The sequence below is a fragment of the Photorhabdus aegyptia genome (genome assembly GCF_000612035.1).
In the GTDB taxonomy this organism is placed as follows: domain Bacteria; phylum Pseudomonadota; class Gammaproteobacteria; order Enterobacterales; family Enterobacteriaceae; genus Photorhabdus; species Photorhabdus akhurstii.
This window is the reverse complement of sequence record NZ_JFGV01000015.1, coordinates 48,791-68,500: the sequence shown is the minus strand read 5'-3', so window position 1 is coordinate 68,500 and position 19,710 is coordinate 48,791. Positions and strand designations below refer to the sequence as shown.

At 43.2% G+C, this 19,710-nt stretch carries 20 protein-coding genes and 1 pseudogene; 16 read left to right on the top strand and 5 right to left on the bottom strand.

What is annotated here, in order from left to right; translation table 11 throughout:
* Positions 1 to 79 precede the first annotated feature (79 nt).
* From BA1DRAFT_RS06890 to BA1DRAFT_RS06845, 9 genes are all read left to right on the top strand, one after another.
* Positions 80 to 1,618: a cobyric acid synthase gene (locus tag BA1DRAFT_RS06890; protein ID WP_036777421.1), complete on the top strand. Its 1,539-nt coding sequence runs from the start codon at positions 80 to 82 to the stop codon at positions 1,616 to 1,618.
* Complete coding sequence (gene cobU / locus BA1DRAFT_RS06885) at positions 1,615 to 2,160, top strand: bifunctional adenosylcobinamide kinase/adenosylcobinamide-phosphate guanylyltransferase (protein WP_036777379.1); 546 nt, start codon at positions 1,615 to 1,617, stop codon at positions 2,158 to 2,160. Before BA1DRAFT_RS06890 ends, cobU begins: the two co-directional genes overlap by 4 nt.
* Positions 2,157 to 2,903, top strand: a complete 747-nt coding sequence (gene cobS / locus BA1DRAFT_RS06880) for an adenosylcobinamide-GDP ribazoletransferase (protein WP_036777377.1) — start codon at positions 2,157 to 2,159, stop codon at positions 2,901 to 2,903. Before cobU ends, cobS begins: the two co-directional genes overlap by 4 nt.
* Positions 2,900 to 3,250 (top strand): hypothetical protein, encoded by a 351-nt coding sequence (locus tag BA1DRAFT_RS21225; RefSeq protein WP_051560685.1) that lies wholly within the window; start codon positions 2,900 to 2,902, stop codon positions 3,248 to 3,250. The genes cobS and BA1DRAFT_RS21225 overlap by 4 nt, the downstream gene beginning before the upstream one ends.
* Before the next feature lie 324 nt (positions 3,251 to 3,574).
* Positions 3,575 to 4,192 (top strand): adenosylcobalamin/alpha-ribazole phosphatase, encoded by a 618-nt coding sequence (locus tag BA1DRAFT_RS06865; protein WP_036777371.1) that lies wholly within the window; start codon positions 3,575 to 3,577, stop codon positions 4,190 to 4,192.
* Positions 4,193 to 4,196: 4 nt separating this feature from the next.
* A complete protein-coding gene (gene cobT, locus BA1DRAFT_RS06860) occupies positions 4,197 to 5,246 on the top strand; it encodes a nicotinate-nucleotide--dimethylbenzimidazole phosphoribosyltransferase (protein ID WP_036777369.1) in 1,050 nt (349 codons plus the stop codon).
* Between the two features lie 262 nt (positions 5,247 to 5,508).
* Positions 5,509 to 5,823, top strand: coding sequence for a hypothetical protein (locus BA1DRAFT_RS06855; protein WP_036777367.1), 315 nt, complete (start codon positions 5,509 to 5,511; stop codon positions 5,821 to 5,823).
* A gap of 411 nt (positions 5,824 to 6,234) precedes the next feature.
* On the top strand, positions 6,235 to 6,714 hold the full coding sequence (locus BA1DRAFT_RS06850) for an Hcp family type VI secretion system effector (RefSeq protein WP_036777364.1): 480 nt from the start codon (positions 6,235 to 6,237) through the stop codon (positions 6,712 to 6,714).
* Between the two features lie 7 nt (positions 6,715 to 6,721).
* On the top strand, positions 6,722 to 7,507 hold the full coding sequence (locus tag BA1DRAFT_RS06845; protein WP_036777363.1) for a DUF4225 domain-containing protein: 786 nt from the start codon (positions 6,722 to 6,724) through the stop codon (positions 7,505 to 7,507).
* A gap of 408 nt (positions 7,508 to 7,915) precedes the next feature.
* On the opposite strand, the gene BA1DRAFT_RS21800 is transcribed toward BA1DRAFT_RS06845, so the two are convergent.
* Positions 7,916 to 8,365, bottom strand: a complete 450-nt coding sequence (locus BA1DRAFT_RS21800; RefSeq protein WP_072164772.1) for a hypothetical protein — start codon at positions 8,363 to 8,365, stop codon at positions 7,916 to 7,918.
* A gap of 778 nt (positions 8,366 to 9,143) precedes the next feature.
* Here BA1DRAFT_RS21800 and BA1DRAFT_RS06830 point away from each other — a divergent pair.
* Positions 9,144 to 9,788, top strand: a complete 645-nt coding sequence (locus BA1DRAFT_RS06830; protein ID WP_036777360.1) for a hypothetical protein — start codon at positions 9,144 to 9,146, stop codon at positions 9,786 to 9,788.
* A gap of 236 nt (positions 9,789 to 10,024) precedes the next feature.
* Here the strand turns inward: BA1DRAFT_RS06830 and eutC are convergent, their stop codons facing one another.
* Genes eutC through eutA form a run of 3 tightly spaced genes read right to left on the bottom strand, consistent with a single transcriptional unit; the run spans position 10,025 to position 13,700 of the window.
* Positions 10,025 to 10,891 (bottom strand): ethanolamine ammonia-lyase subunit EutC, encoded by an 867-nt coding sequence (eutC, locus tag BA1DRAFT_RS06820; protein ID WP_036777357.1) that lies wholly within the window; start codon positions 10,889 to 10,891, stop codon positions 10,025 to 10,027.
* Positions 10,892 to 10,913: 22 nt separating this feature from the next.
* Positions 10,914 to 12,275: an ethanolamine ammonia-lyase subunit EutB gene (locus BA1DRAFT_RS06815; protein WP_036777354.1), complete on the bottom strand. Its 1,362-nt coding sequence runs from the start codon at positions 12,273 to 12,275 to the stop codon at positions 10,914 to 10,916.
* Between the two features lie 12 nt (positions 12,276 to 12,287).
* Positions 12,288 to 13,700 carry an ethanolamine ammonia-lyase reactivating factor EutA gene (gene eutA, locus BA1DRAFT_RS06810; protein WP_036777352.1) on the bottom strand — a complete coding sequence of 471 codons (1,413 nt, stop codon included), beginning with the start codon at positions 13,698 to 13,700 and terminating at the stop codon, positions 12,288 to 12,290.
* A 439-nt stretch (positions 13,701 to 14,139) separates the two neighbouring features.
* Between eutA and cobA the strand changes: the two genes are divergently transcribed.
* From cobA to cobO, 5 genes and pseudogenes are all read left to right on the top strand, one after another.
* Positions 14,140 to 14,922: a uroporphyrinogen-III C-methyltransferase gene (cobA, locus tag BA1DRAFT_RS06805; protein ID WP_036777417.1), complete on the top strand. Its 783-nt coding sequence runs from the start codon at positions 14,140 to 14,142 to the stop codon at positions 14,920 to 14,922.
* Positions 14,923 to 14,951: 29 nt separating this feature from the next.
* The gene (gene cobD, locus BA1DRAFT_RS06800; protein WP_036777350.1) at positions 14,952 to 16,025 is read left to right on the top strand and encodes a threonine-phosphate decarboxylase CobD; all 1,074 of its coding nucleotides are present in this window, start codon (positions 14,952 to 14,954) and stop codon (positions 16,023 to 16,025) included.
* Positions 16,018 to 16,878: a GHMP family kinase ATP-binding protein gene (locus BA1DRAFT_RS06795; protein WP_036777349.1), complete on the top strand. Its 861-nt coding sequence runs from the start codon at positions 16,018 to 16,020 to the stop codon at positions 16,876 to 16,878. The genes cobD and BA1DRAFT_RS06795 overlap by 8 nt, the downstream gene beginning before the upstream one ends.
* A 19-nt stretch (positions 16,879 to 16,897) precedes the next feature.
* Positions 16,898 to 17,527, top strand: a pseudogene (locus BA1DRAFT_RS06790) (NAD(P)-dependent oxidoreductase); the annotation flags it as partial.
* 55 nt (positions 17,528 to 17,582) lie between these two features.
* Positions 17,583 to 18,140 carry a cob(I)yrinic acid a,c-diamide adenosyltransferase gene (gene cobO / locus BA1DRAFT_RS06785; protein WP_036777347.1) on the top strand — a complete coding sequence of 186 codons (558 nt, stop codon included), beginning with the start codon at positions 17,583 to 17,585 and terminating at the stop codon, positions 18,138 to 18,140.
* On the opposite strand, the gene BA1DRAFT_RS06780 is transcribed toward cobO, so the two are convergent.
* Positions 18,133 to 18,300, bottom strand: a complete 168-nt coding sequence (locus BA1DRAFT_RS06780; RefSeq protein WP_036777413.1) for a hypothetical protein — start codon at positions 18,298 to 18,300, stop codon at positions 18,133 to 18,135. The two genes, cobO and BA1DRAFT_RS06780, sit on opposite strands and share 8 nt — an antisense overlap.
* A 622-nt stretch (positions 18,301 to 18,922) precedes the next feature.
* Here BA1DRAFT_RS06780 and BA1DRAFT_RS06770 point away from each other — a divergent pair.
* Positions 18,923 to 19,561, top strand: a complete 639-nt coding sequence (locus BA1DRAFT_RS06770) for a hypothetical protein (protein ID WP_036777344.1) — start codon at positions 18,923 to 18,925, stop codon at positions 19,559 to 19,561.
* The last annotated feature ends 149 nt before the right edge of the window (positions 19,562 to 19,710 follow it).

Genomic DNA, 19,710 nt, shown 5'->3' with positions numbered 1-19,710 from the left:
ATGGCGAATGGAATCGTGGCTGTAAAAACTGGGGAGCAGCTTTTTGCTCTGCTACACCAATAATGAAGGAGATAGCATGATGGGCTTGTCTTTAATGTTGCAGGGTACGGCATCCGATGTTGGAAAAAGTGTATTGGTTGCGGGATTGTGCCGTATCTTTGTTCAAGATGGTTATCGCTGCGCGCCGTTTAAATCACAGAATATGGCGCTGAATTCTGGTATCACTATTAACGGTGAAGAGATGGGCAGGGCGCAGATTTTTCAGGCAGAGGCAGCAGGTATCGAACCTGATGTACGGATGAACCCGGTATTGCTTAAACCCACCAGCGAGCGTAAGGCGCAAGTGGTGTTAATGGGAAAAGTGGCCTGTAGCATGAATGCGGTGGAGTATCACCAGTACAAGCCCAGTTTGCAGCAGCAAATTTGTGAAGTTTTTCACAGTCTGGCCCGTGAATATGACGTCATTGTGTTGGAGGGGGCTGGCAGTCCGGCGGAGATCAATCTGCGAGATCGAGATATTGTCAATATGGGGATGGCGGAAATGGTGGATGCCCCTGTGTTGCTGGTCGCGGATATCGATCGCGGCGGTGTATTTGCGGCCATTTATGGCACATTGGCACTGTTACGCCCGGAGGAGAAAGCGCGGGTAAAAGGGGTGATTATCAATAAATTCCGAGGTGATGTCAGCCTGCTCCAGCCGGGTATTGAACAGATTGAAGCCTTAACCGGAGTGCCGGTATTGGGAGTCATGCCTTGGCTGAATATCGATCTGGAAGATGAAGACGGTGTGGCACTGCAAATCGGCAAATATGATGGCGCAACAGAAAAGGCGTTGGATATTGCGGTGATTCGTCTGCCCCATATTGCTAATTTTACTGACTTTAACGCGCTGGCGGTGCAACCGGATGTTCGCTTGCGTTATGTGACTCAACCATCAGCGTTGCAGCCATCGGATCTGATTATCTTGCCCGGCAGCAAAAACACGTTGGGAGATTTGCAATGGCTGAGGCAGAACGGGTTAGCGGATGCCTTGTTAACGGCACATCAGGCTGGTGTTCCGGTTATTGGTATCTGCGGTGGTTATCAAATATTGGGGAAACGGATTATTGATGGCGTGGAATCAGGCATTGAACAGATGGATGGCCTTGGATTGCTGGATATGGAAACCCGCTTTGCCCAAGAAAAAGTAACGACTAGGGTAAACGGTAAGAGCTTGTCAGCATTGCCTGGCTTGTTGTCAGACTGCATTGAGCAGCCTATTCGCGGTTATGAAATTCATATGGGCAGCTCGTCACTGGGAGCGGATGCGACCCCGTTTGCCTGTATTACCGAGCGTAACGGCCAGTCTGGTGGTTGGTGTGATGGCGCAGTTAATCGGGAGGGCAGTGTGATGGGCAGTTATATTCATGGTTTGTTTGATAGCGCTCATTTTACCCGCGCTCTGCTTAATTCTTTGCGTCAGCGCAAAGGATTGGCGGCTTATCAAGGTGAAACACTGGATTATACTCACTACAAACAGACTCAGTTTGACCTTCTGGCGAAAGCCATGCGCGAACATCTGGATATAGAACGGATTTATCAGTGCATGAAAACCCATCGACAAGGTTCGGCTCCGTGATCTTGATCACTGGCGGGGCTCGTAGTGGAAAAAGTGTGCTGGCGGAGAAACTGGCGGCACAAGCGAGTGAACAGGTGTTGTATATTGCGACTGCTGTAGTGACAGACAGTGAAATGGCTGAACGTATACAACTGCACCGTGAAAATCGGCCCGCTCATTGGCGCACATGGGAGGGCTATCGCGATCTCGGTGCAGTTATCACGACGCAAACCCGACCGGGAGAAGCGGTTATCTTGGAATGTATCACCACCTTAATTACCAACCTATTATTTGAACAAGCTGGAGAGACACCACCTGAACAAATGGATTTTGCTGTATTGGAGGTGGGAATTCAGCAGCAAATTAGCGAGCTGTTAGCGGCTTGTATCCACACGACTTCCCCGATATATCTGGTCACTAACGAACTGGGAATGGGCATTGTGCCGGAGAACCGTCTGGCCAGACATTTCCGCGATATTGCCGGAAGGGTTAACCAGCGGCTGGCGGCGGCTGCCAGTGAAGTATTTTTGATGGTATCGGGAATTGAGGTAAAAATTAAATGAGCCTGCGTTTGTTTCTTGCCACCTTACAATTTATGACTCGCATTCCGGTACCATCGCGCTGGACACAGGGATTAGAAATCGATCACTACGTGCGCGGCATAGCGAGTTTTCCATTGGTTGGATTGATTGTCGGTATGCTTGCAGCGGCGGTTTTTACCTTGCTAACTCCTTGGTGTGGCGCTCCCTTGGCGGCACTGGGTTACGTATTAGCGCTGGCGTTGTTAACCGGGGCACTTCATCTTGATGGTTTAGCAGATACCTGTGATGGCGTGTTTTCTGCCCGTAAACGGGAAAGAATGCTAGAGATTATGCGTGATAGCCGTTTGGGAACCAATGGTGGGTTGGCATTGATCTTTCTCATTTTGGCGAAAGTGCTGGTGGTGAGCGAATTATCTCTGCGTGGCGCTTCTATGCTGATGGCTTTAACTGCTGCGTCAGTGGCGGGCAGGAGTGCGATTATCTTGTTAATGTACCGCCAGCGTTGTGCTCGTGAAGGGAGTGGGTTGGGGAATCTCTATATTGGTCGGGTTAACGGTCATCAGGCACTGTTGACATTGTTAGGCGGGGCAATATTGATTGTTCTACTGATGCGCTGGTCTGGTGTGTTGGCATTGGCGATTACGCTGTTGGTTATCGGGTTGCTGGCGGTGTATCTGTGCCGCCGTTTAGGCGGTCAGACCGGTGATACCCTTGGTGCGTCAGTGGAAGTTGGGGAGTTGGTGTTTTTACTGGCGCTACTGTGAGTAATTTTCTGGCAAAATACTCAACCCCTATTCTCGCTAAGTGCAGCCAACAAAGAGGCAACTTGAAAGATAACGGGTATAGTACTAAACGTAAAGGGGGTGATGATATGGATACTACCCGTAATGATGGCGGTGATGGCGGCAGTTTAGAGCCAAGAGTGGCGCGTCTTGAATCAGATGTCATGCAAATAAAGATAGAGTTAACCAAGCTAACAACTCGATCTGAAGAGTTTGCGACAAAAGGCGATCTACATAAAGAAATCAGTGCACAGACGAAGTGGTTAGCTGCAACCATAATTGGTACTGCTGGGTTGGCATTAGCTGTGGCTCGTTATTTGTTTGGGTGAAATTTCTGGTAGACATTTTGTGAGTGTATCCAAACTGGATAGCGGGCAGTACCTTGCTGATGTTCGCCCGCAAGGGCAAGCATATTCGTAAGTGCTTCGTCACAAAGTCCGAAGCGCAACAGTATGAACGTTGGGTAATCGCTACCCAAAACGGTATTAAATCAATGATTCCCAATCTAGCAAAAAGGCTGGCGAGACATGTACTACGACACACATTCGCAAGTCATTTTATGATGAATGGGGGTAACATGCTAAAAAACGAGTCTGAATCTACGTGTTTCTGAATTAACTGCTCTAAAAAACATCTGAGGTAGAGTAACGATAATGCGACTATTTCTGGTTCGGCACGGTCAAACAGAAGCGAATCTGAGCGGTGTTTTCTGTGGGATGACGGATGTGGAGCTGACGGAAACGGGAATCAATCAGGCTCGGCAAGTTGCCCGCTATCTATCGTCAGTGACATTTTCGCAAGCGACAAGCAGCACATTACGGCGGGCGCGTCATACTGCGGAGATTATTCTGGCCGGTCACTCGCTGTCAGCTACCATTGATACGCAACTCAATGAGATGCATTTTGGCGTATGGGAAATGCGCCATCACCGCGATTTGCAACATGAAGACGCCGAAGCTTGGGCTGCTTGGTTAGCGGATTGGCAACAGGCAGCACCGACCGGAGGGGAAACCTTTCCGGCATTTGCGGCCCGGATAGAAAATGTGGTTCAGCATCTGCTGATACAAGAAAGTCAGCATAATCTGTTATTAGTCGCTCATCAGGGGGTATTGGGCTTGTTGCTGGCGCGTCTGCTGGCTATGCCGCCTGCTGCTATGTGGCACTTTCATTTTGAACAGGGAACGTACAGTGTAGTGGAAATTCAACATGGATTGACTACCTTGCGCACATTTAATAACCGGAGTGACTGGCAGCTTGAGACACGGAAATAACACCATGCAAACATTTTCATCGATCATTAATGCTATTGTGCCGTTGGATAATGTTGCGATGGCGCGTACTGAAACTCGATTGAATGGGTTGGTTAAACCAACAGGCAGCTTCGGACGTCTGGAACATCTGGCGATTCAGCTTGCCGGAATGCGGGGATTATCGGGCCATCATATTGATCGTAAGCAGATTATCGTGATGGTTGCTGATCATGGGGTTTATGACGAAGGCGTGACTATATCGCCTAAGTCAGCGACGGCTATTCATGCGCAGAATATGATGAAAGGGATCACCGGTGTTTGCGTATTGGCGGTGAATGCGGGCGCGGATGTGAAAGTTGTGGATGTGGGCATTGACAGTGATCCTGTGCCGGGATTAGTGAACATGAAGATGGGGCGTGGCAGTGGCAACATTGCTCAAGGACCGGCAATGAGCCGCCAGCAAGCAGAAGATCTATTGCTGGCAAGCGCACACCTGATGCTGGAACAGGCTGCAAATGGCGTGAAATTGTTTGGTGTGGGGGAATTGGGTATGGCGAATACCACACCGGCGGCGGCTGTGGTCAGCGTCTTGACAGACAACGATCCACAACAGATTGTAGGAGTTGGGGCTAACTTCCCCAGAGAACGCTTGCATCATAAAGTGGCGGTTGTGCAACAGGCGATTGAAATCAATCGGCCTGATGCCAGAGATAGCATTGATGTATTGGCAAAGGTTGGAGGTTATGATTTGGTGGGTATGGCGGGCGTAATGCTTGGCGCCGCCTCTGCCGGGTTGCCGGTGATTCTGGATGGATTCCCTTCTTACGCGGCGGCGCTGGCCGCTTGTCGAATTGCTCCTGATGTGCGTCATTACCTAATTCCTTCGCATTTATCGGCAGAGAAAGGTTCCATTATTGCGTTGCAACACCTGCAACTAGCGCCTTATCTACATTTGGACATGCGTTTAGGGGAGGGGAGCGGCGCTGCGTTGGCTATGCATTTGGTGGATGCGGCTTGTGCTATGTATAACAATATGGGATTACTCGCTGAAAGTAATATTGTGTTACCGTTCTAATTGTCAGGATAATTTAATAACCAGCATTAATAAGAAAATAAAATAATTATATTCAGACTTGAATATTGTCAGGTCTGGAGTTCTACTAATCTTACCGTTGAATGAGATTTATATACGATGAGTTCGTTTATCGTATTTCTTTTACTTCACTGATAAATTTCAATATTTAACTGTTCACGGAAAGTGTTAAGTTAAATTTCATAGGTGAAATCACCTAATTATATATTTCACTAAATAACAGTTAAAATAAGGAAGGAATAAAATGTCATCGAAAGTTATAGCTATAAACCCTGGTCAATCGTTTGAGATTTTTAAGCATGGAAATGTAATATTTCCCAATCATTATCCTTTGGCGATTATAAAAAACAATGGTATGGCGCCGATTAGGGCGGTAAATTACTGGGCTCCCCCGATTGGAGATTATAACCAGTATGGTTATATTGATGTTTACCCTGGTGAGGAAAAAACATTTCTCGCACCTGTTAACGCTGTTTATTTTTATAAAATTATAGTCACCAATCTCAGCACTATTTACAACGCAGAAATTGAAGTTACATCGCAATTTTGGAATTGGTAGTTGATCTTTCATGAACCCTATTTTAAGAATTTCACTATCTACCAAACCAATCAGGAGGCAGGTTTTGACCTGCCATCCTTTATTTTTAGTTGATATTAAATTTCGCTCTTTTGGATTCCCTTATTCTTGGATAATAATTTTAAGCATTTTTAGTAAATATATCCCGTAATATTTGCTTGGCAATGACTTTCATTATACTTAATCGTATTGGATTAAAAATCCATTCAAATTTAATTTAAGTGGAATATTGGCAGCAATTAAATGTTATTTATAACACCAAAGGATTAGCTAAATTTCCCTTATCATGAGGTTTATCACATTCTTTGGCAATGAACCCAATATCTATATTATATTTTTTATCAAGATAATATATATTCATGTTTTTGAATATTGACTAACTGATGGTTTTCTATGGCGAATATAATCTATTTAGAAATTAGGGGTGATAAGCAAGGTTTGATATCACAAGGATGTTCAACGGTTGATTCTATTGGTAATACATGTCAGCTTGGTCATGAAGACCATATATTTGTTTATGAATTGACGTCTAATATAACCAGAGGTCAACATGTTAACCATCAGCCGGTTGAGATAAGAAAGCCAATAGATAAATCTTCTCCTCTTTTGGGATTGGCTATAACGAATAAAGAATCGCTGCAATGTATTTTTTATTTTTACAGAACATCAACTAAAGGTGGTTTAGAGCTATATTATAAGATAAAACTTACCGGCGCATATATATGTGCATTGAATGGATTTTATCCAAATTCATCTACGCATAATGAATGTCAGCCACAGGAGAGTTTATCTTTGATGTATAAATCAATAACGTGGGAACATATTATGTCCGGCACCAGTGCATATAGCATATGGGAAGACAACGTTTACTGAGGCTTTTATGAAAGGGATATCTCATCTTTCTTATGATTTAAATAATTACGCTTCATTATTGAAGCGTAAAGCACACTTGGCTGCCAGCTTTTTTATAGAAGATAGCCAATTGAGAATGTCATATTTAAAAGAAATTGATGATTTTGTTAATATAAAAACACGTGAGTTTAAAAATACATTTGATGTAAATGAAAAAAAGAGATTGGTTTATGAAGTAAAAGATGAATATGAAGTAACGGAAAAAGAATATCAGGTTTTAAGGCGTAAGGATTATACCAAATATATTGTAACCGATATATTTGAAGATCACGGCGTGGTTAAATATGCAAAAATAGGCGGTGGGGTTGTTGCTGGTGGTGTTCAGATGTTTGCTGGTTTTTCAGTTTTTAAGTCAGGTAAATTAGTAAGATCTAAAACTGTCAAATCACTGGGAGTTGTTTTATTCGCTCATGGAGGTAATAATTTTTATGAATCTATTAGTCCGATTCTTTATGAGAATCAAGATATCGGCTGGGTCAGGGCAGGATATAGGCACATCTCTCATGCTTTAGGTTATGATGATGGTGTAGCTGATGTTGCTTATAGTTCAGTTGATTTAGTGGCGAGTGCATATGGAACATATGGAATGTTTAAACTTAAACCGGGAGCAGGGAAATTGTTCAGATATATTAATTCGGATTTTTCCAGAAAATGGCGGTTAACACCAAATCCTATTTTAACCATTCAAATATCTGGTAGTATATATAAAGTCAAACTTTTGATAGATGATATAAATAAACTTCATGACGATTGAAATTTATTTTTTATTTTAAAACGAATATAAAAGGCTGCTAATTTTAACCCTGTGATGGGATTACAGCTAACGGAAAGGCTATAATAAATTGAGAATGAGATAAAAAAGAGTAAGTAAATAAATGACATTAATGGAATACTATGTTCCTTTTCACTGAAAAACATACCTAATATTATAAATAAACAAACTGAGGTTAACATTATTAATGGTGCAGCAACTTCTTCAGCTATAAATAGTAGATAATGACAAAAACAATCTGTTTTGCTTTGATATTTATTATAAATGTGCGGGTCATCTTTATGCAGGACAAGAAAGCTTCTCTTTATCTTAATCAATTCTTTAAAGATGAATCCACTATTTAATATTAATTTTCTTAAGTTAGTTAGGTTCATTTATTTAGACCCGATTTTATTTTGTTTTATAATTGGCTATTTTTGTTGATATTTTATTGATGAATTTAAGAATTGGGCTTGTTTTTATTTTAAAACGAATATAGAAAATTAACAATTTTGAACCTGTGATTAAATTACAGCTAACGGAAAGGCTGTAGTAAATAAAAGCAGAAATAGCAAAAAATAAGTAAATAGATGACATTAATGGAATTCCATATGCCATTTCACTGAAAAACATGCCTGTTATTATAAATAAACAAACTGAAGTAGAAAATGTTAATGGTAAAGAGACTTCTTCAGCTATAAATAACAGATAATGACAAAAACAATCTGTTTTACTTTGGTATTTGTCATAAACATCAGGCTCATCTTTGTGTAGAATAATAAAACTTCTCTTTATCTTAAGTAATTCTTTTAAGGTGAATCCGCTATTTAATATTAATTTTCTTAAGTCAGTTAGGTTCATTTATTTAGGCTCGGTTTTATTTTATTTTATTTTATGGTTATTTTTATTATTTTTTATAATTTCTTGAGTTTTTCTTTTATTTTAAAGCGAATATAGAAAATTATTAATTTTATGCACATGGGGAAAGTATAATTTTGACAAAAATGTTTGTAACATAAACATATCATTGTCACAATGACATAAGTAAGTGATGTAAATGGAATCATAAACCACACATTATCGTACAGTTCTATTAATATGAATACTACATACCAGGCAGTTATGTATAACACAGGAAAACCTACTTCTTCAGAAAATAATATTATAACATTGTAAATATTATCGTTTTTTGTATAAATTTCTATAAGGTACTTTCTTTCATCATCGTCAAGATTTTTAAAGGTTCTTTGCATTTCGAGAAGCTCTTTAAATGTGAATCCACTACTGAGGGTTAATTTCCTTAATTTTTCCAAATCCATCTATTCAATCTCATAATATTTTGTTGATCTAATGACTTATCATAACATAATTACGGTTTTATTATACCTAATAAATGCATTATTTAGATCTGTTTTTCTAGAGTTTGCTGTATTTAGTAGTATGGTGCTGCTGCCGTAATAGAAATGAGAGAAAAAAGTGTTATTAGAATAGATAACGCGAAAAAACAGTATCTGATTTTTTCACTGTGCTGACAAATTTCAATATTTAACTGTTTTGGGAAAGTGTTAAGTTAAATTTTACAGATAAAACTACCTGTCATATATGTTACTAAATAACAGAAACAATGAGGAGAAGAATAATGTCATTGAAAAAAACTGTATCTATAGGTCCTCTTCAAACCGTTGAGATTTATAGTAATAAAAATATTGCAGTGCCCAATACAGTCCCAGCGGCAATTATAAAAAACAAGAGTATGGCACCAATTAGGGCTATAAATTACTGGGCTCGTCTGATTGGAGATTATCATCAATATAGTCATGTTGATGTTTATCCTAGCGAAGTTAAAATATTCGGCGGACCTGGTGACCTTATTTACCGCTATAAAATTGTAGTCACCAATCTTAGCAATACTGAAATTGCAGAAATTGAATTTGTAATGGACCCTGCGTGGAAAAAAGCTGGAATTCCATCAAGAATGGTACATATGAATTCTAACGATGCATATGTAATTTATAATTCTGGTAATGCAGTATTACCCACTGATTTCAGTGACGCAATTATAAAAAACAATAGCATGGCAAATATTAGGGCTGTAAATTATTGGGCTGGTCCGTTTGGACATTATAATCAGTATAGCTATATTGATATTTACTCCGGTAAGACGGAAATACTTGCATCACCTCCTAATGTTGTTAATTACTATAAAATTGAATTCTACAACATTAGCAGTATTCTAAATGCAGAACTGGAAGTTATATCGCATTTATGGTTAGGCAATCAATAAAGCAAGAGGCAGGTTTTGGCCTGCCATCCTATTTTTATATTGATGATTTTCTTAATGAGGTAAAAGGGAGTTTCCACTTAAATGAAAGATTATTGTTTATACCTGTCATCTTTCAAGTTACCTCTTTATTGGTTGCACTCGCTCACCCCGGTCATATAGTTATCTATGCTTCTGGGGATTTGCTCCCTTGCCGTCGCGAAGCATCTTGAAATCCATAGAGTATAGCCACCATGCTATCAACGACTAAGAGCAATGCCGGAAGCTTGTTGTTCCAGCATATTTTTAGCTAAATCGACAATAATTGCTGCGGCTTCGATGGGTGGTGTGCCGCCACGATGAATATTCGAGATACAAGTGCGGTCGGCTTCAACCGTTTTTTCTACAGTTGGTTGGTAAACGGCATAGCAGGAGAGACTTTCCGATTGCCCCAATCCGGGGCGTTCTCCAATAAGTAAGATAACCACTTTAGCTTTCAGTAACTCGCCAATTTGATCTTCGATTTTGACACGGCCATAGCGCACAAAAAATGGTGTGCCGATGCACATTCCTGCTTGTTCCAACCCTTTTAACAGTGGTGGCACAAGATCTTCGTAGTTGGTGGTAATGGCATCAGTAGAAAGGCCATCAGAAATCACAACCTGTACATCGGGGCCGGTTTTGCACTGTGTCAGCAAGGTTTCTACCGCATTCGCACTGAGTTTTCTTCCCAGGTCCGGCCGAGTTAAATAGAGATTTTTATCGCTAACTTGAGATTGCACTTCCAGCAATCCTTGTTTTTCTATCCATTCAACCGGGACTTCTTTTAACACTGTATCTTTAGAACGGGAGTGATCAGCCTGAAAACGTAGTAATGCCTGAGTGCGGGGGCGTGGACCGCTGCGGCCGGTACCGACTCTCGCCACAGTGCTGCGGCGTAATTCCTGTAAGACTTCCATGCGGTTCGGGTTTTGGACGCCGATCCACTGTTTGGCTTCTAAGGAGCCTAAATCCGGCGTACAGCTTTCAGTTTCGTCGATGATTCCCGCTGTAGGACGGGATAATGTTTGTGGTTCTTGGCTAAAGACCGCATTATCTGCACATGCTTTAATTGGTTTTTGGTTCATGGTGATTTATCTCAGCAAAGAATCAGAAAAAGAACGATGCATCGCCTGCGCGTGATGTTAAACGCCCGTTTGCCATGATCCCCATCTGTTCCAGCCAATGTTCAAACTCTGGTGATGGGCGCAGATTGAGCAGATGGCGGATAGTAGCGGTATCGTGGAAAGCGGAAGTCTGGTAATTGAGCATAATATCATCACCAAGCGGCATTCCCATGATGAAATTACACCCTGCGGTTGCCAGCAAGATCATCAGGTTTTCATTTTGGTTTTGATCGGAATCTGCGTGGTTGGTGTAGCAGCAGTCACATCCCATTGAGACTCCACTGAGTTTTCCCATAAAGTGGTCTTCTAATCCGGCGCGGATAATCTGGCGATCATTGTAGAGGTATTCCGGCCCGATGAAGCCGACAACGGTATTCACCAGAAATGGGTCATAGTGGCGTGCCAAACCGTAGTTTCGTGCTTCCATTGTCACTTGATCAGCGCCAAAGTGAGCGCCGGCGGAGAGAGCGGAGCCTTGTCCGGTTTCAAGATAGAGGCAGTTATCACCGGCAAGACGGCAGTATTCCGCGCCAACGGCACGCGCTTCATCTAACATAGACAATTCTACGCCAAACTCTTTTAGCCCTTTTTCACTGCCGCAGATACTTTGGAAAATTAAACCACCCGGCGCACCACGCTTAATAGCTTCTATCTGGGTTGTGACGTGGGCTAAAACGCAGCCTTGGGTTGGGATAGCGAATTTGTCGATCACCTCATAGATGGTATCCAGCACGCGAGTCAGGTTTTCCACATCGTCAGTTACCGGATTAACGCCGATGACTGCATCGCCAACGCCAAACGATAGTCCTTCGTAAATCTGAGCCAGAATGCTTTGTACATCATCGCGGGTATCGTTAGGTTGCAGCCGGGCGCTGAACGTTCCCGGTGTCCCGATGGTGGTATTGGCTTTTTTGACCACCGGCATTTTTTTCGCGCCATAGATCAGGTCCGCATTGGAACTGATTTTTGCCACGGCGGCAACGACTTCGGAACTGATCCCTTTACGCAGAAAGGCGATATCATCCACGCTGGTATCATCGCTTAGTATGTATTCACGCAGTTCGCCGATACTCCAGTTTTTTATGCGGGTGTAGGCAATTTCATTAATGTCATCCTGAATAATGCGAGTCACGCAATCCTCTTCATAAGGAATGATCGGATTCATGCGAATATCCGCAATCGTCATTTCCGAGAGGACATGTTTAGCCGCTACGCGTTGCTGAGAACTTTCGGCAGACACCCCGGCTAGCATATCCCCGGAACGCAATTCGTTAGCCATTGCCAGCACCTGTTTGACATCTTTAAACTGATAGGTCTTACCAAAAAGCTGAGTTTTCAATTTCATGTTAACGCTCTCTCAGGAAGGAAAAGCCAGTGATTTGATAGTGACGGGAACCACAGTGCCATTAAATAGTGGCGTGCCAATGTCGATATAATCCCCGGTGCGGGTGATCACTTCATCGATAACCGCCAGCGGCCGTTCTCCCATCAGAGGATGCAACAGCATGCCCAATGCCTTACCAAAATCTTGACCGGCGACGATGAGCAGCGGGTGAGAAGAGGGATAGCGGGCGGCGAAATTCTGTAAAGCGGTAATGCATGTCTGTACGGCGGCATAATTCACCGGCAGGGCGTCGGGTAGGGCCAATGCATATAGATCCTGTTCGGCATTCAGATCCATTTGTGTGAGTGCATGTTGCCAGGCTTCTGCCAGCGATTCAGCGGCTTCTGTGTCAGGGTGGACGACGGGAATATTGCGTAGTGGTAGTGATAGTGTATCGAGCCAAATGGTGCTACCGGATAATGATAATGTATGAGCGCCGGCGCCAATGACGGTAGCGCGCACGGTTTGTTTCGGCACTTGCAGCGGCAGTTTGACGAAATCATTATCACGATGAATAGCTTGTGCCAGCAGTGGTCCTAAATCGTGAAAACGGAATAGATCATAATCCGATGCTTGACGATAACATTCTCCTACCCCGCCGGAGAGGGTGACCGCGTAGAGTTCATCACAGTTTGGCAGCGGTTCGGTCATCAGTAATTGTTGCGCCAGTGGTGTGAGTGGGCCGGTGACGACTTCCCACAGCAATTGCGACATCCGCGTAGCAATTTGCTGTATTTGCGTGATTGTCAAATGTTGAATATCTGTGTTTTCACCAAATAGTGAGTCAACGATGAGTGCTCCTGGCGGATGCGCCCGTAAAACTTTCCCTTGAGAGTCGGTTTCCAATAAGCGACCGCCGACATTTAAGCAAGCAGAGGCAATAAGTCGCCCGGCATCGAATAGCGCATAGTTGGCTGTGCCGCCGCCGATGTCAATATTGAGCACTCTGGCCATTTTCTGTTGTGAAAGTGCTTGAGCGCCGGAACCCAAACCGGCAATCATGGATTCCAGATGTGGCCCCGCGGTTGCGACAACAAAATCCCCTAATTTTTGCGCCAGTGTCATAATCGCCGGGCGTGCATTGCATGTTTTCGCTGTTTCACCCGTAATGATGACCGCGCCGGAATCGATACTTTCTGGATCGATGTTTGCTGCCTGATATTGTGCTTGGATCAAGTTGAACAGTTCGTCTTCACGCAAGTGTCCGGCGAAGTCTACGGGGGTAAATAACACCGGGCTTTGCCAGATAATCTCGCGGCTAACAAACTCGTAGCGTGGCACTTGTGATACCGCTGCACGGTTCACCAGTGACAGACGCGAAAAGATCACTTGTGTAGTGGTAGTGCCGATGTCAATACCGACACTGAATAATTCCTTGGCTTCCATCGCTACGCCTCTTGTCTGTAATGAGGCGTATGTTGGCATTTTTTTTTATCAATCAGTATTAAATATCGTCAATTTGGTTGGAAAGTTAACTGTAGTCACAAAAACATTGGGGGTTATAATAAAAATGGCGTATACCCGTCATCTTTCAAGTTGCCTCTTTGTTGGCTGCACTCACTCACCCCGGTCACATAGTTATCTATGCTCCCGGGGATTCGCTCCCTTGCCGCCGCGATCCATCTTGAAATCCATAGGGTATAGATACAAGATGCAGGGCGAAGTTGCTAAGGGAAACAAGCAGATAAAGCTGCAATGTGTCAGGACATATAGTTATCATCAATACATTAATAAAAATGAAGAATTATTGATCTTACACCAGATCGTGTTGCTGCCTATCGGTTATATATCTTCAAACAGACTTTCGTTAAGGGTGAGAAAAATGATGAATAGCGGAAAAGTTTGGTTGGTAGGCGCCGGTCCAGGCGATGCGGCGCTGATTACTGTCAGAGGATTACATTGTATCCGTCAGGCTGAGGCGCTGGTGTATGATCGATTAGTCAGTCCGGACCTGTTATCCGAAGCGCCTGATAACTGCAAAATGATTAATGTCGGCAAAACGCCGAACTATCACCCCGTGCCGCAACGGCAAATTAATCAGATCTTGGTAGAGTGTGCGCAACAAGGGTTAAATGTCGTCCGGCTGAAAGGGGGAGATCCCTATGTGTTTGGCCGTGGTGGTGAAGAAGCGGAAGCTTTGGCGCTGGCGAAAATCCCTTTTGAAGTGGTACCGGGCATCAGCTCATCAATTGGTGGTCTGGCTTGTGCCGGGATACCGGTCACTCATCGTGATTATGCATCAGGTTTTCATGTTATTACCGGCCATCTGCGTCAGGGAAATGAATCACAGGATTGGGCGACGCTAGCAAAACTGGAAGGCACGCTGGTGATCTTAATGGGCATGACCCAACTGGCGAGTATCTGTGAGCAATTGATCGCTGGCGGTAAAGCGCCGACAACGCCGGCGGCGGTTGTGATGTATGCCAGCCATCAGCAGCAACAAGTCGCTAGTGCAACCTTGTTAACTCTGGCTCAACGGGTGGCGGCTCAGGGATTGACTGCGCCAGCATTGATTGTGATTGGTGATGTGGTGCGTCTGCGGGAAACATTAGCTTTTAGTCGGGATCGTTTGTTGCTCTCTTCCGTTCCATCATTGATGGCACTCTGATTTTTTGTTTAACATTCGGGATCAATTTAATGAGCGAACATGGCGGGAATGTGCTGGAAATGGCGCTGAAAATGGGTGTTACAGTCGAAGAGATAATTGATTTCAGCGCGAATATTAACCCATTAGGGATGCCGGAATCCTTGAAAGCGGCCATTATCAACCAATTGCAGTGCGCAGAGTATTACCCTGATACAGAATATCGTCGATTGCATGCAGCGTTAGCGCAGATTCATCATTGTACTGCGGAAAACCTGATGGCGGGTAATGGTGCTACCGAATTGATTTATGCTGTGGTGAATTATCTTAAACCGCGTCGTGCCATGCTCTTGATACCGGGATTTGCTGAATATCGGAAAGCCTTACAACGGGTTGATTGCCAGATTGATGAGTATGTGATGCGTGAAGCTGATGATTATCAGCCTGATCAACGTTTATTGGCGGCATTGGATCGATGTCGCCCTGATTGCCTGTTTCTTGCTACACCCAATAATCCAACCGGTTTAATGCCAGATGCTGCGTTATTGCAGGCGGTATTTGAACGTTGCCGTCAGCATAATATTGCACTGATTGTCGATGAAGCGTTTATCGATTTTCTCCCGGATACTACCGGATTTATTCCTCAGATAGCGCATTTTCCTCGTCTTTATATTCTGCGTTCACTCACGAAATTTTTTGCTATTCCGGGGCTGCGCCTTGGTTATCTGGTCAGTAGTGATGCAACGGGGATTCGGGCAATGAAGCGCTGGCGGGAGCCGTGGACGATTAATGCTTTCGCAGCATTGGCTGGTGAAATTGTTCTTAATGATAACGCTTACATTCAAGCAACCCACCGTTGGTTAGCTGAACAACAATGTTGGCTTTATCAGGCATTGGCCGCATTACCGGAATTGCGTGTTTGGCCTCCCGCGGCAAATTATATCTTCCTGCGTTGTCTGCGCCCGGAAATCAATCTCCAACAAGCATTGTTGAAACAGAGAATACTGATTCGCCATTGTGCTAACTATCCCGGCTTGGACGCGGCTTATTATCGGGTCGCCATCAAGGGTGAGCATGATAATCGTCGTCTGGTATCGGCGTTACATCAGGTATTCAATTATGGCTGAGGCACGTTGTCCCGCATCGTGTGGTGAACTTATCCAAGGATGGATACTGGGTGGTGAGAAATTGATCTCTTGTCCGGTGAATTGGTTTAGCGAGGTGTCTGTTACAGATGGCGTGCCGGGAAAAGATGAACGTCCTCGCATGCGTCAAATGATGAAAACTGTACTGGCGTATTTTGGTTTGTCGGTGGAAATAGCGCGAGGTTTACGGATCTCCTTTACCTCTACGATTCCGGTGGCAAAAGGGCTGGCAAGTAGTACCGCTGATATTGCCGCCACGGCGCTGGCGACGGCGCGTTATTTTGGGGAAACACTTGATGAAACGACCCTGGCTGGCTTTTGCGTACAGCTTGAGCCTACTGATAGCACGTTATTCAGCCAACTTACCTTGTTTGATCATCAAACGGCTGCTACTCGGATTGCTTGTGACTGGCAGCCATCTATCGATATTTTGTTATTGGAAAGCCCGGAAACTTTGATCACGGCTGATTATCACCGTTTAGATCGCCATCCGGTATTACTGGAGAATGCCGCAGTGCTAGAGCATGCCTGGAGACTATTTTGTCAGGCTGTGACTACCCAGAATTGCTGGCGATTGGGAGAAGCCACAACACTCAGTGCTCAGGCCAGTCAAAAGTTGTTGGTAAAACCGGCGTTTGACAGTTTGTTGGAACTAGTAGAACGGAGTGGGATCTATGGGCTGAACGTTGCTCATAGTGGCAGTATTGTCGGGTTATTGTGCGATCGCCGCCATCATGATGTTGAGTATCTATGCTGGTGGCTGAAACACCGAGGCATAACGCGTTTTTATCCTCGTCAGCACTTACTGACCATGATACCGGGTGGTGTGCGTTAACTGTAGGAGGGGACTTATGTTGGATTATTTACCGATGTTTTGTCAGATCCGGGATAAAACCTGTCTGTTAGTTGGGGGAGGTCGGGTAGCGGAGCGTAAAGCACGTCTGTTATTAGATGCCGGTGCGCATCTATTAGTTAACGCACGGGAATTCACCTCTCAATTTAAGCTATGGGGGGAGACTGACCAAGTGACACTTATTCATGGAGAGTTTGAGCCTTACTGGCTTGAGCATTGTTGGCTGGTTATTGCCGCTACTAATGATGCAGTGGTGAATGGCTATGTGAGTGATTGTGCGACGGTGCGCCGCATTTTTTGCAATGTGGTGGATGAGCCACAGCAAGCCAGTTTTATCACACCGTCAGTGATTGATCGTTCACCACTGGTGATTGCTATCTCCTCCGGTGGCAATGCGCCGGTATTGGTCAGGTTATGGCGTGAAAAACTCGAACGATTATTACCGATGCATCTTGGTCGTCTGGCCGCTTACGGTGGAACACTTCGTCAGCGGGTAAAACGACACTTTCATCATTTGGCGGCACGTCGTCGCTTTTGGGAACGGTTTTTCACTAATGAACGATTAATGCAATCGTTGGTGAGTCGAGATCGTCAACAAGTCGATCGGGTAGTAGAAACATTATTCTCTGAGTCAACTCAAGTAAATACAGACAAAACGAACTGATTAAGATATTGGAGCCAGACAAATGAGTGAAGAGCGATATAAACAGAGAAAACAGCGGCAAAAAGAGAGATTTATGGCACAAGTTGCAGCCGCTCAGGAAAGCCGAGGGATTGTCATTATCTATACCGGTAACGGCAGAGGGAGAACCACCGCAGCAATGGGAACGGTTACACGAGCGTTGGGTCATGGATTAAAGGCCGGCGTTATCCAATTTATTAGGGATGAATGGTCAGTCGGTGAACGTGTTTTGTTGCAGCGTCATGGAGTAGAATTTCAATTAATATCAATGAACTTGACCGGAAAAATGCACAATCGTATTAAGAATATTGCCGCTTGTACCGAGATTTGGCAGCATGCGTTGCGCATGTTGCGTGATCCTGAATTATCATTGGTAGTGCTTAACGAATTGGCTTGCGTGATAAACAACAGTTATCTATTACTCGATGAAATTATCGAGGCATTAAACGGACGGCCAATTAATCAGACGGTGATAATTACCGGACAAGATTACCCTGCTGAATTAATTGAACTGGCAGATACGGTCACTGAAATGCGTCTTGTAAAATATGTTTTCACTTAATTATGCGTTTTCCAGTCATCACATCAGATAAAGAGTGATTCACATTTTTATCTTGTTTAACCAGTGCATTAATTTTTCTCATGGTGATATTTGATACTGTGCCAGATTTATGAAAACGCTCAGCCATTTTCTGCATTTTGATGAGTCGATTATTATTCATTACATGTTACCTCGATTAGTAGACCAGATGAATAAGTTGCCTTCAAGATTCTTCTCATTGATATTAAGAAAGTTTTTGGCTAATAGACTATAAACTTTCAACAGCTTATTGGTAATTTCTTTAGTTAGTGAGTTGTCGTCTATGAAAGCTGCTAAATCATCGGTGGTAAAAATTTTCATTAAGAGTATTTATTATTAAAATTATAATTAGTCAAATGTGATTATATTCTTGTAGTATTAAAAATATACCGGATAATTATTTTTTAAATAATTTAAGATTAATAATGAAATTTCCCCTTATGTTTACTTAGATTAAGTATATAAAAGTAAATTAATATTGAGGTGATTAATTGACTGGTTGTGATGAACTTTATCGAATAGATATTTCATAAAGCTTGATAATACATTAAATAAATTCCATGCAATGTATCTCACCATCTAATAATTTTAATTTGTTTACAAACTGGTATTTATATCTAATATTGTCGGCGGAATAAATATAACGTTAATTTAAGTTTTGATATGTGGAGCGAGTTCACGTAATCCATATCATATTCTGTTGAGTATTTTATTAAGTTTCAAACAACGCATGGTTATTTAATTTATAAATTAAGAGGTTTAATATGTCTATTGAAAATACCAACGCATCTGAACACACAACTGGTAAGGATGCAGTTGTACTTGGACGTGCAGAAGCGCCGGCAGTGCATTCTATCGCGATTGGTGCTTCCCCCCGAAGTTCTAAAACGATCAGTGAAGCGGCTATTGCCATTGGGCAAAATCAAATTGCGGGTAAACAAGGTGATACGAAGGTAGTTTGGCCCATTGCGATTGGTGCTGATTCTGTATCCAACGGTTTGGCTTCTATCGCTTTAGGGCAAAAGGTGACGGCTAGTGCGGTTCAGGCCGTGGCGATTGGTCAACACTCCTCTGCAACAGAAAAAGGGAGCATTGCGTTAGGTGCAGATTCTATTGCTAATAAACCGAATGTTGTTTCTGTAGGAAAAACCGGCCATGAACGTAAGATTATACATGTTGCGGCTGGGGAGATTTCAAATCATAGTACTGAGGCGGTTAATGGTCAGCAGTTATATGCTGAATCGGCAAGGATTGATATATTATTGGATGCAAAGAATAAGGAATTGGAAGAGAAGCTTCAATCTCTGGAAAGTGATATAGCTAATCTTACTTTGCTACTTCAAAATAGTGTGGATGATGTTGCATCATTGAAGAAACGACTTCTCGATGCATTGAATTATTAATATCCGTTGATTGTTATTTCATATATTCTTGGCTATTGGGCTGAGAATATATGATAAATGACTTAGTGGCAGGATTATTATTTGATAATGATTTGTAGAGTATATCTCAGTGAATAACAGAATAATTGTTTTGCTCGGTTTCAAACACT